This is a genomic window from Symmachiella dynata (genome assembly GCF_007747995.1).
In the GTDB taxonomy this organism is placed as follows: domain Bacteria; phylum Planctomycetota; class Planctomycetia; order Planctomycetales; family Planctomycetaceae; genus Symmachiella; species Symmachiella dynata.
This window is the reverse complement of the sequence record NZ_CP036276.1, coordinates 2,297,003-2,313,615: the sequence shown is the minus strand read 5'-3', so window position 1 is coordinate 2,313,615 and position 16,613 is coordinate 2,297,003. Positions and strand designations below refer to the sequence as shown.

General features: G+C 55.7%; 14 protein-coding genes and 1 tRNA gene. 7 read left to right on the top strand and 8 right to left on the bottom strand.

The window, feature by feature from the left end:
* The first annotated feature begins 138 nt into the window (after window positions 1–138).
* Both Mal52_RS08885 and Mal52_RS08880 read left to right on the top strand, forming a co-directional pair.
* Window positions 139–3,204: an FHA domain-containing protein gene (locus tag Mal52_RS08885; RefSeq protein WP_197534765.1), complete on the top strand. Its 3,066-nt coding sequence runs from the start codon at window positions 139–141 to the stop codon at window positions 3,202–3,204.
* A 44-nt stretch (window positions 3,205–3,248) separates the two neighbouring features.
* Window positions 3,249–4,646: a neutral/alkaline non-lysosomal ceramidase N-terminal domain-containing protein gene (locus Mal52_RS08880; RefSeq protein ID WP_145375507.1), complete on the top strand. Its 1,398-nt coding sequence runs from the start codon at window positions 3,249–3,251 to the stop codon at window positions 4,644–4,646.
* Window positions 4,647–4,801: 155 nt separating this feature from the next.
* Here the strand turns inward: Mal52_RS08880 and Mal52_RS08875 are convergent, their stop codons facing one another.
* From Mal52_RS08875 to Mal52_RS08860, 5 genes are all read right to left on the bottom strand, one after another.
* A complete protein-coding gene (locus tag Mal52_RS08875) occupies window positions 4,802–5,833 on the bottom strand; it encodes a leucine-rich repeat domain-containing protein (RefSeq protein WP_145375506.1) in 1,032 nt (343 codons plus the stop codon).
* Window positions 5,834–5,998: 165 nt separating this feature from the next.
* The gene (locus Mal52_RS29675; RefSeq protein WP_197534764.1) at window positions 5,999–6,139 is read right to left on the bottom strand and encodes a hypothetical protein; all 141 of its coding nucleotides are present in this window, start codon (window positions 6,137–6,139) and stop codon (window positions 5,999–6,001) included.
* A 114-nt stretch (window positions 6,140–6,253) separates the two neighbouring features.
* Window positions 6,254–7,183, bottom strand: a complete 930-nt coding sequence (locus Mal52_RS08870) for an IS3 family transposase (RefSeq protein ID WP_231962381.1) — start codon at window positions 7,181–7,183, stop codon at window positions 6,254–6,256.
* A gap of 50 nt (window positions 7,184–7,233) precedes the next feature.
* Window positions 7,234–7,518: a transposase gene (locus Mal52_RS08865; RefSeq protein ID WP_420824937.1), complete on the bottom strand. Its 285-nt coding sequence runs from the start codon at window positions 7,516–7,518 to the stop codon at window positions 7,234–7,236.
* 35 nt (window positions 7,519–7,553) lie between these two features.
* The gene (locus Mal52_RS08860; RefSeq protein ID WP_145375504.1) at window positions 7,554–7,835 is read right to left on the bottom strand and encodes a hypothetical protein; all 282 of its coding nucleotides are present in this window, start codon (window positions 7,833–7,835) and stop codon (window positions 7,554–7,556) included.
* A 340-nt stretch (window positions 7,836–8,175) separates the two neighbouring features.
* Here Mal52_RS08860 and Mal52_RS08855 point away from each other — a divergent pair, with 340 nt between their 5' ends.
* Complete coding sequence (locus tag Mal52_RS08855; RefSeq protein WP_145375503.1) at window positions 8,176–8,829, top strand: hypothetical protein; 654 nt, start codon at window positions 8,176–8,178, stop codon at window positions 8,827–8,829.
* A 147-nt stretch (window positions 8,830–8,976) separates the two neighbouring features.
* Here Mal52_RS08855 and Mal52_RS08850 read toward each other — a convergent pair.
* Window positions 8,977–9,049: transfer RNA gene (locus Mal52_RS08850), tRNA-Glu, on the bottom strand.
* A gap of 94 nt (window positions 9,050–9,143) precedes the next feature.
* Between Mal52_RS08850 and truD the strand changes: the two genes are divergently transcribed.
* On the top strand, window positions 9,144–10,187 hold the full coding sequence (gene truD / locus Mal52_RS08845) for a tRNA pseudouridine(13) synthase TruD (protein WP_197534763.1): 1,044 nt from the start codon (window positions 9,144–9,146) through the stop codon (window positions 10,185–10,187).
* Window positions 10,188–10,360: 173 nt separating this feature from the next.
* On the opposite strand, the gene Mal52_RS08840 is transcribed toward truD, so the two are convergent.
* Both Mal52_RS08840 and Mal52_RS08835 read right to left on the bottom strand, forming a co-directional pair.
* Window positions 10,361–11,131, bottom strand: a complete 771-nt coding sequence (locus Mal52_RS08840) for an SDR family NAD(P)-dependent oxidoreductase (RefSeq protein ID WP_145375501.1) — start codon at window positions 11,129–11,131, stop codon at window positions 10,361–10,363.
* A 69-nt stretch (window positions 11,132–11,200) separates the two neighbouring features.
* Window positions 11,201–11,503, bottom strand: coding sequence for a DUF167 domain-containing protein (locus Mal52_RS08835; protein ID WP_145375500.1), 303 nt, complete (start codon window positions 11,501–11,503; stop codon window positions 11,201–11,203).
* A gap of 127 nt (window positions 11,504–11,630) precedes the next feature.
* Between Mal52_RS08835 and Mal52_RS08830 the strand changes: the two genes are divergently transcribed.
* The 3 genes from Mal52_RS08830 (at window position 11,631) to Mal52_RS08820 (ending at window position 16,462) form a co-directional block, all read left to right on the top strand.
* Window positions 11,631–12,206, top strand: a complete 576-nt coding sequence (locus Mal52_RS08830) for a hypothetical protein (RefSeq protein ID WP_145375499.1) — start codon at window positions 11,631–11,633, stop codon at window positions 12,204–12,206.
* Window positions 12,207–12,297: 91 nt separating this feature from the next.
* On the top strand, window positions 12,298–12,708 hold the full coding sequence (locus Mal52_RS08825) for a KOW domain-containing RNA-binding protein (protein ID WP_145375498.1): 411 nt from the start codon (window positions 12,298–12,300) through the stop codon (window positions 12,706–12,708).
* Between the two features lie 205 nt (window positions 12,709–12,913).
* Window positions 12,914–16,462, top strand: coding sequence for a DUF1553 domain-containing protein (locus Mal52_RS08820; protein ID WP_231962570.1), 3,549 nt, complete (start codon window positions 12,914–12,916; stop codon window positions 16,460–16,462).
* Window positions 16,463–16,613: the final 151 nt, after the last annotated feature.

The following is a 16,613-nucleotide window of genomic DNA, read 5'->3' as shown; positions in this document are numbered from 1 at the left end:
AACGACGGTCATTTTCCGGCATTCCCCGGTTGGTACGATCGGTGCTTGACTTATACAACCGTTACTATGCAGAATGCGTGCAGGGCAGAAACAGCAGCGGTGCCAGGGCAGTGCAACGTGGAGAGAGGAACGAATATCGTGGATGACCAGCTCGTTGAATTATTGCGCAGCGCGGTGGGGGCTGAAGGGCCAATACGGCTGGCAATCACCGATTCCAGCAACGACGAGACCTGGGTCCAGACCATTGAAACGCCGTACGCCATCATCGGACGCACCCCAAGTTGCGACATTCAACTCGATTGCGCCAAAGTCAGCTCCCGGCACGCGTATCTGCAGGTCATCGATGGCAACGTTTTTTGTATCGATTTGGGCAGCCGTAACGGCACACATTGGGCCGGTGGCCAGCGCCGCGCTGATTGGCTGATCCCAGGCCGCCGCGTCCGTATGGGCACCTACTACATCGAGATCGACCCCGACGACCCGATCGCCAGTCAGGCTTCCACACTGACGCTGGGCAATCTCAATCCGTTGAATCGTTATGAGGACGAAATCGGGCCGCTGCCGGAAGCGGAATTCGAGTTCATTCGCAATGACGGCAACAACACGTTTTGGCCTGTCAGCCGCATGCTCACCTTGGCCGGCAAGGTCTCGGGCTGCAAGATCCGCATCGCCGGCGGCAACCCCCGCGTGCATTGCTCGCTGCTGCGAACCCGTCAGGGCATGTGGATCATCGATCTGCTCAATCGCCAAACCGTACTCGTCAACGAAAAAGTCGTCCAATGCCATTTGCTGGAGCATGGCGACAACTTCGAAGTGCAAAGCTATCGCATGCGGATCAAATATACCGGCCCGCAATTTGAAGACGTCCCCCCAGCCGCTGCCGAGTCCGCCAAACAAGATATTCTTTCACTCTCCGCCAGCGACGCCCTTCCGCCGTTTCCCGACATGGACGACGCACACTCTCCACCGGTCCACGTTGAAGATCCGCCGGATGTAGTCCTCTCCGGAGACGTCGACGACCTGTCCGCCTCCGCCTATTCGCAAGTCGACTTCTCCGGCAGTTCACGCGGCTCGTCCGCCATGTCGAGTTCGACCGGTCGCGTCTATCGCGAGCTTGACGAACAATGGGCCGAACTGGAACGCCAGCAACAGGAATTCCAAGTCGAATCGCAAAACGAACGCGACAAACTTCAAGAAGCGCATCTTTTGCTCAGAACCGATAAACAAGAGCTGGCCGAAGAACGCGAAACACTCCACGCCGAACACGCCCAACGGTGCCAAGAAATCGAGGCCCTGCGCGACAGCCTCGAAGCCGAAAAGGCAAAGCTTCAAGAAGAACGGAAAACGATCCTCGCCGAACAACTCAACATGGGCAACCAACTTGCCGAGTTGGAAGAGAAGTTAGCGCAAACCGAGACCGGTGTCGCCGAGACGGCAGCCGCCCAGCAAGAAATCGCCGCAGCCCGCGCCACGCTTGAAGCCGAGCAAAAAGAATTCGAATCCCAACGGCAAGAACTCGAAGCCGCAGCCGCTGAGTCAAATCAAACCAAACAGCAACTTGAGGCCGAACGGCAACAACTCGACGCACAGCGTAGTGCGTTGGAAGAACAAATCGCCGCCCACTCTGCAGAACAACAAACCGCGCAAGCCCAACTCGCCGCCATCGCCGCCGACCAAGAAGGACACACCTCGCGGGCCGCGGAACTCGAGCAACTACAGCAGCAACTGAACCAAGAACGTGCCGCCCTCGACGTCAAAGCGGCCGATCTCGAAGCGGAACAAGACGAACTGCAGTCTCAAATCGCCGAATTCGAGGAACGCTCCGCGACAATCACGCAACAACAAGAAACACTCGAAGCCGACCGAGAATCGCTCAACCAGCAGCGCGAACAGCTGAAACAGGAACAACAGACCTTCCAACAAGACCGCGAACAATGGCAAAGTCAAAACGATGAGTTGCAACACAAACGTAACGAACTCGAAGAGCAAATCGCCGCCTTCGCCGCCAATCAACAACAACATTCCACCCAAGCGGAACAACTCGACGAACAGCAAACGCAGCTAAACAACGAACAGGCAACTTTGCAGGCGCAAAAGGAAGAATTGCAACAGCAACAAGCAAAACTGGATGAGCAACGTGCGGAGTTGGACCAACAGCAGCAAGAGTTAACATCACAAACCGCGAATTACGCCGAACAAGAACAAGCTCTCCGATCCCAACAAGAGGCCGTTGCTCAGCAAAGCCAACAATTGCAAGCTGAGCGCGACGCCTTGGCTGCGGAACAAAACGAATTCAACCAACGCGTCACCGATTTTGAACTGAACGCCCTCCCCGCCGCTGCGGCGCAACGGGAATCCCACGAATCGGAATTGGCGGCGTTGAAGGAATCGCAGCAGCAACTAGAAACCCAGCGTGAGGAATGCACCCGTATTCAAGCAGAAGTGGAAGAACGTTCCCAACAACTCACACAAGAGCGGCAAGAAATCGAATCGCTCAAGCAACAGTTGAATCAGGAGCGGGAATCGCTCCATGCTCAGCGTGAACAATCCCAATCAGAATCGCAGGCGGAGTTGCAAAAACGGAACGAGCAACTGCTGGCCGGGCAAGAAAAACTCCTCAACGACCGCGAAGCCTTGAACGCCAATTTGGCGCAGTACAAAGCTGAAAAAGAACGCCTGCGGATCGACCAGCAGCAATTCACCGCCGCCGTCGCGAAATTTGAACTAGCCAGCAAACAGGAAATTGCACAAGTCTCGGCCGACGAGGCTCGACTGCAAGCTGAACTAGAACAACTCCGAGCCGATAAACGCGAACTCGAACAACAAGTCGCCCAATTAAAGGCCGCTCCCGCCCCCACCACTTCGGCCGGTGCAACAGGCGAGGCGTCTCCGGAATTTCTCGCCGAACAACAACGCTTCCGCGAAGCCGTCAAAGCCTTCCAAGCTGAAAAAGCACGCATGGAACAAGAACGGCACGCGGCAGCCACGGAACTGGTCTTCGAACGCGAGCACATGGAAACCGAAAAGGGCAAACTCCAAGAAGCCCACCGCCGTTTCCAAGCCGACGTGCAGCACTTCCAAAACGAACAACAACGCTTTCGTGACGCCATCGCTTCGTTTCGCGCTGACCGCGAACGCTTCGAACGTGAAAAACAAGGTCTCACCGAACCACCCAACCCCACCACCGATACCCCGCCAGCATAAATCATTAAAAACCGTTTCAACGGTTCACAAACCCGAGGCTTCTTATGTCCCAACGTCTGCTTCTGTTGTTCGCCACTCTTCTCGTTGCTCTGCTCCCCACCGCTGCTTCTGCCGAGCCACTCACCGCCGGCATCGCCGTGGTCGACGTCACACCGCCGGTCCCCTATCGCATGAGCGGATATTTCCGCGAGCGGCTCAGCACCGGCATCCTCGATCCGCTCTACGCCAAAGCCATCGTCTTCCAACAGGGCGACACGTCCGCGGCACTGGTCTTCGTCGACATGGTTGGGATCTCACTCGACGTCTCTAGCCGAGCACGCGAACGCGCTGCACAGCAGACCGGTATCCCCGTCGTACACATTGCCATCGCCGCCACACACTCTCATACCGGCCCGCTCTACTTCGGCGCGCTGCGCGCACACTTTCATAAAAAAACGGTTGAAGAACAGGGCCGGGACATCTACGAAACCGTGGACTATCCCGCGCAACTCGTCGAAAAACTCGTCGCCGCCATCAAGCAGGCCCAAGCCGCGCTGCAGCCTGTCGACTTAGCTGCCGGCTATGCCCAGGAAAAACGAATCTCCTTCAACCGTCGCTTTCACATGAAAAACGGCCCGGTCCGTTTTAACCCCGGCTACAAAAACCCCAATATCATCCGCGCCGCCGGACCGATCGACCCCGAAGTCGGGTTAATCAGCCTGGCCAAGCCGGGCGATAAAAAACCGTTCGCCGCAGTCGTCTCGTTCGCACTGCATCTGGACACCATCGGTGGCACGAAATATTCCGGAGACTACCCCAAACATCTGCAGGACAAATTGCAAGCGGAATACGGCGAGGACTTTCTCTCTCTCTTCGGAATTGGTACCTGTGGTGACATTAACCATGTCGACGTCACCGCCCCCAAACGCCGCAAAGCTCCCGAAATCGGCGGTCTGCTCGCTGAATCGGTCAGCCAGGGCCTCAAATCACTGACCCCCATCAAAGCCCCCGAACTCGCCGTCCGCCAAACCGTCTACCACGCCCCATTACAAAAATACACCGCCGAACAAACCCAAGCCTCCGCCCAAGCGATGGACAGCGTCGCCGACCGAAAAGTTCCTTTCCTGAAACGCGTCGAAACCTACAAAATCGCCGCTCTGGCCTTGCGCGGCGGCGACACAATTCCGCTGGAAATCCAAGCCTTCCGCCTAAGCAAAGACGTCGCCATCGTCACACTCCCCGGCGAAGTCTTCGTCGAATTCGGCATGGCGATCAAACACGCCTCGCCCTTCAAAACGACGTTGGTCATCGAACTCACCAACGACGCCCCCGGCTACATCCCCACCCAAAAAGCCTTCGCCGAAGGCAGCTACGAAACAGTGAACTCCCGCGTTCAAACCGGCAGCGGCGAAAAGATGGTGGACGCGGCGATTGGGTTATTGCGGGAGTTGGGTGGGGAATGATACTGGCGCGGATGCCTGTTCGATAGAAATGGCGCGCAGAGACGCCGAGGCGCAGAGAGAACGTAGGTCATGCTGTGCATGACGAGGCGCGATTGATTCCTGCCGCCCAGCTAACTTTAAATAATGCGCATCAATTCAGTCTATGGAAATTTAAGCTATCGCCCAATACTGACTGTTCCGTTATACGCAGACAGACCTGGAATGACATTTCCAATTTTTCTTAGTCCCGATTCCGTGACGGCCGTTCCCGGCAATCCCAAATAATACATTCGCTTCATGTCATAGAGGTGCACCAGCCCTGCATCGGTGACCTTTGTATTCCCCAAGTCCAAATATCCTATCTCGGTCATTCCCTCCAGATATTTTAACCCCGCATCCGAAACCTGCGTCCTACTCAGCCAAAGGTTTCGGAGCCCTGTGAGCGATGAAATTTGTTGCAGCCCTTTGTCAGTGATCGCCGTTTCGCACAAGTAGAGATGAGCAAGTGAACGCTGGTCTGATATGTGAACAAGACCGGCATCAGTGACCTGCGTATTACTCAGGTACAGGGATTGGAGCTTGGGAAAATCTTTTAAATAACCTAGATCTTCATCGGTAGTGTTCGTCCCCTTCAAATAAACCCCTGCGACCCATCCATCCTCCCACTGCACGCCACCCCCCAGCTGCAAGAAATGTTCTGCAGATGCATATTGACTCGAAATGCGAGGGACATACTTTATCGCAATCTGAGCGACGACACATACAGTGATGACAACTCCGCCTAACAGCATGTAACTTGCCACCCGATGACGCAGCAAAGAGACGATTTGAATTGGCCTATTCGTTAAAAGTGCTGTGATGTCAACGGCAGAAAGGAGCCCGAGTATTACCGTCTCCATCGGCGGTGACAGTTGGCTGTACAACTCAAAATGCTCGATCCATATCCATCCCGCAACGCCAACGAAGAGACACACTGCACCGTACCCGAGTACGAACAATGCTGCGATCTGTTTGGTCGTACTAAGGGCGGCGATGACGGATGCAGCGGCCAGGACAAGAACGAGTATCGAAGCAAACCCCATAAAGGCCTCGCTCGGTCCGATATCAGCAACCAGATAAAACATACTCAGGAATAACGATATGGCGATAAATATCCCGTTCGTCCAGAGTGCAATAACTTTGAATATCTGCGGCATCTTATTGCTCATTGTCCACACACCGTTCACTCACTTATCACGGTCCTAAGAATCCTCGCTTTCTTGCTTATTGATGAGACGCGGTATTGGGTGAAATATAACGGCTCGATTCCGTATAAACAGGATGGGCTAAACTCAAGAGGCCCTACGTGACTGATTTTTTCGTCACGAAACAAATCACTCCGTCTCTTCACAATCAATCGGTCCCGGCCGTTCGCTCCCCATACACAGCGCAATGATGAACCCCACAACGCCTGTGATCACGACGGTGATTTGGCAATTGCGAAGTGTCTTGGCGTAACCTAAGGAATTATTCATGCCGCTCCATCCTTGGTCTGCCACCACAATTGTCGGAATAAACGTCGTCCCTATGACAACCATGAGCGAACGACCAAAATGCAGTTGACCTGCATCAAATTCCTGTACCACCGCTTATGAAGATCGGGTTAGGTAAAGCACGTCCTGTTTTTCATCGGAAGCTTCGTGAGCCCCGTTCGCCTTCGCTGTCGCCTCGGCCTGCGTAGCGGGAGGGGCCGAGGGGGCGGCGATGGTGGGCGGGGCGGACCCCGTTTGTCGAGTTCGAGCTGAGGTCAACCTCTGCCCAAACTCCGCCGGCGTCAAATATCCCAGTGAACTGTGTGGCCGATGCTCGTTGTAATCTTCACGCCAAACTGTTGTCAGCTGTCGTGCCGCTCGCAAACTTTCAAACTCCTCGGTCGCTAAAAACTCATCACGAAACCGGCTGTGAAAGCTTTCCGCAAAACCATTCTCCCACGGACTGCCCGGCGCGATGTACAACGCCTCCACGCCCAACTGTCCTAACCAACTCCGAAGCGCCTGCGCCACAAACTCCGGACCATTGTCGCTGCGAACATGACGCGGCACGCCCCGCATGGCGAACAATTCCGCCAGCGTGTCGATCACATCTTCACTTGTAATGCTGCGATCCACTTTCAAAGCCAAACACTCCCGGGTGTGTTCGTCGACGATCGACAACCACTTCAGCGGACTGCCGCTCGCCGTGCGATCGAACACAAAATCCCACGCCCACACATCGTTCTGGGACGCCGCTTTTCGCCGGTGACAGCCATTGGCAGTCGTTCCCAGACGGCGTTTCTTACGCTTCTTCTGCGGCACTTTCAGCCCTTCTCGACGCCACAGCCGATAGACCCGCGTGTCGCTCGCCCGCCAACCTTCGCGACGCAGCAAATGGGCGATGCGGCGATAACCGAACCGCGAACGACGGCCTACCAACTGCAGCATCCGCTTGAGCAAACCATGCTCATCGTCGCGCGGTTGCGCCACATAGCGTTGGCTGCTACGAGGCTGCTTCACCACGTGGCACGCTCGCCGCTCCGACACCGCAAACGTGTGTTGCAGTTCACGGACGGCACTACGCTTTCGAGAAGGGCTTACCAGTTTCCCTCCGCAAGGTGTTTCAACATCTTGATGTCCAACGTCTGGTCCGCCACGATTTCCTTCAGCCGCCGGTTCTCATCTTCCAAGGCCTTGAGTCGCATCGCCTCCTCCGACTTCATCCCGCCGTACTGTTTCCGCCAACGGTCCAATGTCGCTTGGCTGACTTCCAGCGCCTGCAGCACGACCGCTTCGTCTTGCCCGGCATTGAGCATCGCATCGGCGTCACGCAACTTCTTCACAATCTGCTGCGGCGAATGCCGCCTGCGTCGTTTCGTCATTAAAAGATCTCCTTGCAAAAATCGCTCAGAAACCTTCATAACCAATGGCACAGTTTTTTAAAGGCAGGCCACAGTCCTTTACTTGGCAGGTACGCCGCCAAGGCGGCTAACCCAAACAGTTCCGCAAAAATCAAAGCAGGCCCCCAGTAGAAATCGGTGGTAAGTTCCTCCCACGCCATACGTTGGTAGTACGAACTCAATCCTCTGACGCCGTATCGCATCGGGTAGAGAAAAAGTTCAACCACCCGCGGTACATAAAAACCAACCGCGCCCCACAATATCGCCCAGAAGAACGCCCGCCGCCAATTACCTGACATTGCGCCTCTCCAATACTGATCGATGATTCGTTGCGTACGGAAACAAAGCAACCGCATTCCATCGATCTAAACGAATTTTGCATCCGCGCATTCACCGGCAGCGATACCATGTTCACCTCACAGGCTAATTAGCCGTCGAGCACGACCTGCGCCTCCTTTGCGGTTCTGCGACTTAGCGTGAGGCTTTTCTCCAAACCGCCCGAAAGACAAACCAGAAACCCCACCAATACCCATCCCTCTTGGCCTACGCGCTCAGATTGTGTATAGAACACCCAACCCTTCGGCACGCCGATTGAGATTTTTGATACTCGCCAATCACTCATTGACAGGAGCTAGCAGCATGGCCGACCGGAACCAACACGCATCCACGACGAACGCGACTGACGATTCCAGCGCTTCGCGATTCTCACACTTGACCCGCACAGCACGTTTGCCGGTTCTTGTCGCCTGCCTCACAGCTGGCGCATTCGTGGTCGGTACGAACTGGCGATCCACCGATGCCGCAGATCCTCCCGCCGGGAAAAAATCGCCCGCTGCGAGCTATGCGCAGGTCTACCTGCAGTTGGCCGAGGCTCAGTTGGCCTATGCCGAGCACATGAACAGCGAATCGGCGCGTACGTTTTCAGACGAACAGCTCGCCCAATACCGCGGGTCCGTGCAAATCTGGCAAAAGCTTCTGAAACAAGAAAAGCTCAGCGGACGTTTCGACCGCACCGCAGCCATCTTGTCCTTAGCCGAACAACGATTGCAGGCTGCTCAAACTGAACTCGCCAATGCCGAGACACTCAATAAAGACAACCCCGGAACGGTCCCCTCACAACGGCTGAAAGAACTTCAAGCTTATGTCACCTTGGCCCAACTCGACACCGCTGCCGGCAAAGCAGCACAGTCCGGTGACCCCACCACCCAACTTCGCTGGCGCGTCGCCACCCTCGAAAACGAGCTGATGAAAATGCGAAAAGAAGTCGACCTCATCCGCCGCACACAACAATAACCGGTACGCGGCAACCAGCCTGAGTGGCCTGAGCCACTCAAGGAATCCTGTCGAAAATCACCTCCGCAGCTAAAAAAACAACGGCACCAGCCAATGCTCGCTGGTGCCGTTGTTTTTTGTGGATTGCTCAGACAACCCCCAACAAAATACCCCGTACGGGATTTGAACCCGTGTCACCGGACTGAGAACCCGGTATCCTAGGCCTCTAGACGAACGGGGCGAAACGCCCATTATTAGCGGATCAATACGGACATGTCAAACCGCTCGACCGCTGCCCACTGCTGCGGCCGACTGAGGGTGTACAAGGGGATATTTTGTCGAATTTGCCGTTTTTAACTGCTGATTGCCCGGGAATTGGGGGCAGCCTCAAACAGCAGCCCGAGGACTTTGACGTCGAGGAAATCCCCGCTTATCTCCCGAGTGGGACGGGGGAACATCTGTTTTTGTGGATCGAAAAACGGGGCGTTGCTGCTCCGGAACTGTCGCGACACATCGCCCGCACACTCGGCATCTCCAACGGCGACATCGGCGTCGCCGGCATGAAGGACAAGCAAGCCGTCACGAGACAATACGTCTCCATCCCCGCCCGCGCTGCCGACAAAATCACCGACATTGAGACCGACGACATCCACGTTCTCCAGTCGACCTTGCACGGCAACAAACTCCGCACCGGACAACTCCGCGGCAACCGCTTTTCGGTCCTGATCCGTGACGTCGATGCGGGTGCCACAGAGCAGGCACAGTCGATCGCCGAGCAGATCGGCCGTTGGGGTTTTCCTAATTATTTCGGTGAACAACGTTTCGGCCGGGCCCGTGAAACCTCGCAACTCGGCTTTGAATTGCTCAGCGGCAAAAAACGGGCGGGCGACATTCCGTATAAGAAACGCAAGTTCCTGCTCAAACTGGCACTCTCGGCCGCTCAAGCGGAACTGTTCAATGCGGCACTCGTACAACGAATGCACGATGATTTGCTGCACCGCGTACTGCCGGGCGATGTGATGCAGGTGGTCGAGTCGCGCGGACCGTTCGTCGTAGAAGATGTCGCCGCTGAACAACCCCGACTCGACGCCGGAGAAATCACCCTCACCGGCCCCATGTTCGGCCCCAAAATGCGCCAACCCACCGGCGCCGCCCGTGATCGCGAATTGCAAATACTCAACCAATTCGGAATCAACGAAGCCGCCTTCACCCAATTCCCCAAGCTAACCACCGGCACGCGAAGACCATACCTGATCCGCCCGGACGACCTACGCGTCGAACCCGACACAGACGGCCTCCGCTTCCATTTCACCCTCCCCGCAGGCGTCTACGCCACCACGCTACTGCGCGAGTTCATGAAAACCGACCCCCAACCTTAAAGACGGGAAAGGCCTCGCGCAGAGACGCAAAGGATTATTGAGTTTTCTTTCCCTCCTGAGTCCTAGAACAATAGTACCGCATCAAGCATTACGTCACCCCGACCCAGGCCCTTGTCTTCCCTTTATTCTTTTCTTTCTTTGCGCCTTCGCGTCTCTGCGCGCGACCTCTTTTTTCACTGCGCCGAATACCCCCCATCGACCATCAAATGCGCCCCCGTGCAATACGACGCATCATCCGACGCAAAAAACAAAATCGCCGCCGCCACTTCACTCGGATCGGCAATCCGTTTCAGAAAACAAGCACCGCCCCAATCCGGGTCGGCGTCGGCAGCGGCGCGGTCCAAGCCGACCTCTGCGGTATTCTTCTCCACGATCTGCGTCCAAATTGTGCCCGGACAAACGGCGTTCACACGAATCCCGTCGTCAGCCAAATCGAGCGCCATGCAGCGGGTCATTGTCGCGATCGCCGCTTTGGTCGCGTTGTACGTCACGAAATTCGGCTGGCCGAGAAAACTGGAAATGGAACCGAGATTCACAATCGACCCACCCCCGGTCTTTCGCATCTCCTCCACGGCATACTTCGAGACCAACGATGTGCCGATCACATTCGTATCCAACGATTGATGCCATTGCTCGACGGTGGCTTCGATGCCGTGCAACACAAACACGGCGGCGTTGTTCACGACGATGTCGATTCGCCCAAACGTCGTTATTGTCTCGGCGACCATATTTTTGATCGTCTCCTCTTGCGTCACATCGGTCGACACAAAGCGGCATTGTCCGCCGGCAGCGGTGATCGCTTCAGCCGTTTCCGCACCGTTGGTTTCGTTGATTTCCGCAATGATCACTTTCGCCCCTTCGGCAGCGAATCGTTCAGACGTCGCCCGCCCGATCCCCGCTCCCCCGCCAGTGACAATCGCCGTTTTCCCGTCCAGTCGTCCCATGCTGTTGATCCTTAGTTTTTGTGATTATGAATCCTGTGAGCGACGGCAAAGCCGTCGGTTTGGGAGTTTTTAAATTTCAGCAAAGAGGACGGCAATCCGTTCTCGCAATGCGTCGGCAGTGACGCCGGTGAGGCGGAATTTTTTTTGCGACGAGGTCGGCCCCACCACCAATTCCACCTGCGATTTCTTCAGTCCCAGCGCCGCCGCCAACACCTTTTGAATGGCCCCATTCGCCTTCCCTTTTTCCGGCGCCTGCGTGACCGCCACCTTCAACCGCCCATCATGCACCCCCACCACGCCATTCTTCCGCGCGCCGGCTTGCGCACGAATGGGAAGCAGCACGCCGTCGGTGGTGGGTTCGATGTCGATCATGTGGAATATCGTAACAAACGGGTGACGGCGATGCGCGGATGAGCCGCGCTCTGATTGTGAAAAAAAGTGACAGACTGCGGAATGCATTGTTAGAATTCAAGGGTACAAAAAAACTGGTCCTGCAAACATGAATGAATCACGAATTGATACCGGAGTGATAAGCCCCAAACCCCGCGAGCGGCGCTGGTGCTTTCTCACGATCAACGAATGGGCCGTCGTCGCCATGGTGCTGGTATTTCTGACGGCGATGCTGCTGAGCACGCCGGCATGGCAGCGACACCGGCATACGTGCGCCGTCTGTCGGCTCGAACGGACCGACGTCACATCACCGCTGGGACAATTAACCAGCACATTCCGCGAAACCTCCTGTTCCCGATGGTACGCTGCGCACGTGGAGGCGACGCACGAACATCTTTGGGCAGCAAATCCCACGATGCAATCCATCGACGGTTACGGCGTGGTGCGAGGAGCCGGCGACAACGAAAATCGGCCCGGTCGCGTGATCTGGCGTCTGACGCCTGATGCGCAAATAGAAATCTACAAGCATTTCCCAAAACCGCTGGAGGCCAAACAACTCTTCGTTTCACTCACAACACCAACGGTCATGCGGGAACGTCACGACTTTCAAATTCTTGAAACATTACGAGAGTGGAGTGACACCGGTTTTGCCGGACGCTGGGAAGATCGACAGCCAGAGAAATAAACCAGAAAGAATCAGGTCTCTGATACGCACGTTCAATTGAATCCTACTCAACGGATTTAAACGACTATGTATTTGTAGAACAAAGTCCCTCATGCGAAGTCAACATCCGCCACTCATCTGGATAATTTTCATCACCATCGGCTTGCCTGCATTGATTGGCGGATTGGGCGCTTATCGACAACTTCCAAACGACGCGTCCAATACGGAAGCTGCAATCTCGATTGCGCTTCACGTGATTCTAGGTCCGTTATTTATGTGGGTGGCAATGGCACTCATTTTTGGAGTGATGCTTGGCGTAGAATACCATCTGACTTTGCTAAGGCAGGGAAACACGGTCCGCATAATTGACGGCGAATTTGAAAATCGGACCGGGATCGTCCTGAAAAGGCACAATCGAAAATATACCAGCCCAGTCGAAATTCTCCTGGAGGGCGAAGGAGAGCCGGTTACGGTTCAGGCGTATCAATGCGAAAAGCAAGGTTGGCGCTCGAAACTTTTATAACCGGCGATGGTTCAATTAGCCCCGATATTTCCCGCTCGCAGTTCACATCCCCCCTATCGCCGTTTATAATAAATACCACGGTCGATCGACTGCGCAGGCGAGATTCCCTGCCGCAGTCACCCGCCCAAAAACGCCCTCCGTTGCCTGATCGGCTGGCCGATATCGCGTAGTACTCCATCTGCTGAGCATTTTTTTGGATACGACCATGCACACAACCCCTCGCTCCGGAATTTGGTTTGTTCTCGCCGCCTCTGCCGGCCTGCTAGCAGCCACCGATCTTTCGGCCGCTGAACCGGAGGTCGATTTCAATCGCGATGTGCGATCAGTCTTTTCCAACATCTGCTTCGAATGCCATGGTCCCGATGCCAATCAGCGGCAGACCGACTGGCGGTTGGACACCCAAGAAGGGGCCTTTGGTGAACTTAGCGATGGTGAACTCGCGATCGTTCCCGGCAAGAGCAGCGAAAGTCAGCTGTACCAACGCATCTCGTCGAAAGACCCTGCCCTGCAGATGCCGCCGGAGGACTTTGCCAAACAACTCAAGCCGGAACAAATTGAATCCATCAAAAAATGGATCGATCAAGGCGCCGAGTGGCGGGGTCATTGGTCGTTCGATACGCCTCAACAACCGGCCGTTCCCGCTGTCGAACACAAAGCAGCCGTCAAAAATCCCATCGATAACTTCGTGGTCGCGCGGCTGGAAAACGAAGGACTCACCCCCGCTCCCGAAGCCGCTAAAGAGACGCTGATCCGCCGCGTCACCTTCGACCTGACTGGGTTACCGCCCACGATTGCCGAGGTCGATGCTTTTCTCGCTGATGACGCTCCCGATGCTTACGAGAAAGTCGTCGACCGGTTATTGGCGTCGCCGCGGTATGGTGAACACTTAGGCCGATTTTGGCTCGATGCGGCGCGGTATGGCGATACCCACGGTTTGCATCTCGACAACGAACGTTCGCTGTGGCCCTATCGCGATTGGGTCATCAACGCGTTCAACGACAACATGCCGTTTGACCAATTCACGGTTGAGCAACTCGCTGGCGATTTGCTTCCCGAAGCAACGATGTCGCAAAAAATCGCCACCGGTTTCAATCGCTGCAACGTCACGACCAGCGAAGGGGGATCGATTGCCGAGGAATACCGCGTTCGCTACGCCGTGGATCGTGTGGAAACACTTTCAACAGTCTGGATGGGCATGACGCTGGGCTGCGCGGTTTGTCACGACCACAAATTCGATCCATTCACGCAAAAAGAGTTCTATCAACTCTTCGCTTATTACAACAACATCGACGAAAACCCGATGGATGGCAACGCCCTGTTGCCACCGCCGGTTATGAAGGTCCCCACACCAGATCAAATGGCGCGGCAAACGGAATTGGATGCGGCGATCGCTCAGAAAAAAGCCTTGGTCGACGGTCCGCTGCCTGAAGTCGATGCCGCTCAAACCGTCTGGGAAACCGAGTGGAGCGAACAACTCCGCGACCGTTGGCAGATGTTAAACCCACAACAATTCACCTCATCAGGCGGCTCAACACTGAGCTCATTAGAGGACTCATCCGTATTAGCCAGCGGCGAGAATCCCGCTAAAGATGACTACGAAATCATCACGCAAATCGAGATGCCAGGGATCACCGCCATGCGTCTAGAAGCTTTGACGCACGAAAGTTTGGCCGACAACGGTCCCGGACGCGCCGGCAACGGAAACTTTCTGCTCACCGAATTCGAAGCTGAGATCGCGCCGGTCAGCGATCCGGAAAAATTCCAACCGATTAAATTCGCCAAGGCTCTCGCTGACTTTTCACAGGCCGACGGCAAATATTTCATTGCCAAGGCAATCGATGGCGACTTCGGCGACGACAATGGCTGGGCGGTCGATGGCGGCAAACGGCACGAAGACCGTACCGCCTTTTTCCTGCCAACGGAACCGTTCGGCTTCACAGGAGGCACGATTCTCAAAATCAAATTGAAGCAACAGTCGAAGTGGGACAACCATGCCATCGGACGCTTCCGTCTCTCCATCACCGATGATGGCGCGGTACTGCCCGCCAAGGTCGCGGACTGGCATTTGGCCGGTCCCTTTGAAGCCGAAAGCGGCAAAGCAGCCTTCGAAACGGCTTATGCCCCCGAATCCGCAGTCGACCTGACGGCGAAATACAACGACGACAAAATCGCCTGGGCCAGCCGCCCCAAATTCAAAGACGGGAAATCCCACCGGCTCGACGGGACCAACTGCGCGACCTATCTGTACCGCACAATCGATGCCCCTTCGCCCCGCCGCGCGACCTTCCGGCTCGGCAGCGACGATGGGATCAAGATGTGGGTCAACGGACAGGAAGTCTTGGCCAAAGACGTCCAACGCACGGTCGCTCCCGACCAAGAACGTGTGACGGTCGACCTACAACAAGGCAAAAACGAAATCCTGCTTAAAGTCGTCAACTACGGTTCCCGGCACGAATTCTACTTCGATAAGACGATCGAAAATTCGAACTCCGAGGTCTTACAAATTACGCCCATTCTGGCGAAGTCCGACGAGAATCGCAGCGATGATGAAAAGAAACAACTGCGCGACTACTTCCGCCGCAACTCCTCGCCCGAGTGGCAACAATTGAGCGACGAACTGGCAAAGTTGAATCAAGAACGTAAAACGCTCGTCGATGCCATTCCCGCCACCATGATCATGAAAGACCGTGAAGAGCCGCGGGATTGTTTTGTTCTCGAACGAGGCGAATACACCAAACCGGGCGAAAAAGTCGAGATGGGTGTCCCCGCCTCAATGCCGCCACTGCCGGAAAACGCCCCCAAAAATCGGCTGGCCTTGGCGCAATGGCTGGTCGCTCCCGAGCATCCGCTCACCGCGCGGGTCACTGTTAATCGCTACTGGCAACATTTCTTCGGCACCGGCATCGTCAAGACGGCCGAAGACTTCGGCTCGCAAGGCGAATGGCCCTCCCATCCACGACTGCTCGATTGGCTCGCCACCGAGTTCATCGGGACCGGTTGGGATGTCAAACGGATGCAGAAGTTGATTGTGATGTCCGGCACGTACCGCCAATCATCAAACATCACGCCCGAGTCGCACGCCCACGATCCGCAAAACCGACTGTTGGCCCGCGGACCACGATTCCGCCTCGACGCCGAAATGCTGCGTGACAATGCGTTATTCCTGAGCGGCACGATCGTCGAAAAAATCGGCGGCAAAAGCGTCCGCCCCTATCAACCGGCCGGCATCTGGAAAGCCGTCGGCTATTCGGGAAGCAACACGGTGAACTTCGTCCGCGACAACGGCGACAAACTGTATCGCCGGAGCCTGTACATCTTTTGGAAACGAACAGCTCCCCCACCATCGATGATCACCTTCGATGCCCCGTCGCGAGAATCATGCACCGTCCGCCGCGCGCGAACCAATACACCGCTACAAGCGCTGGTGCTGCTCAACGACGAACAATACGTCGAAGCGGCCCGGAAATTCGCCGAGCGGATCATGACCGAAGGGGGAACAGACGCCAAGTCGCGCATCGAATTCGCCTTCCGCGCCGCCACCGCACGGCACCCCAACAAGAACGAAGCCCAACTTTTCATGGATCTCTTGAAAGAGCAATTGGCCACGTATCAGCAAGACCGTGAAGCGGCGGAAAAACTCCTCTCAGTCGGCGAAGCACCGCGGAACACCCAACTCAACCCCGCCGAACTCGCCGCCTGGACAATCATCGCCAACACGATCCTGAACCTCAACGAAACACTGACTAAAGGGTAGCGATAATAGTTCACCACGGAGGCACGGAGGACACGGAGACAGAAAGAGGCCGTAGGCTTTAGTCTGTAGACTTTAGTCAAGGACCTGATCAGCGAACGTCAATTCCTACAGCCTACAGCCTACAGCCTAATTTTCTCCGTGTCCTCCGTGC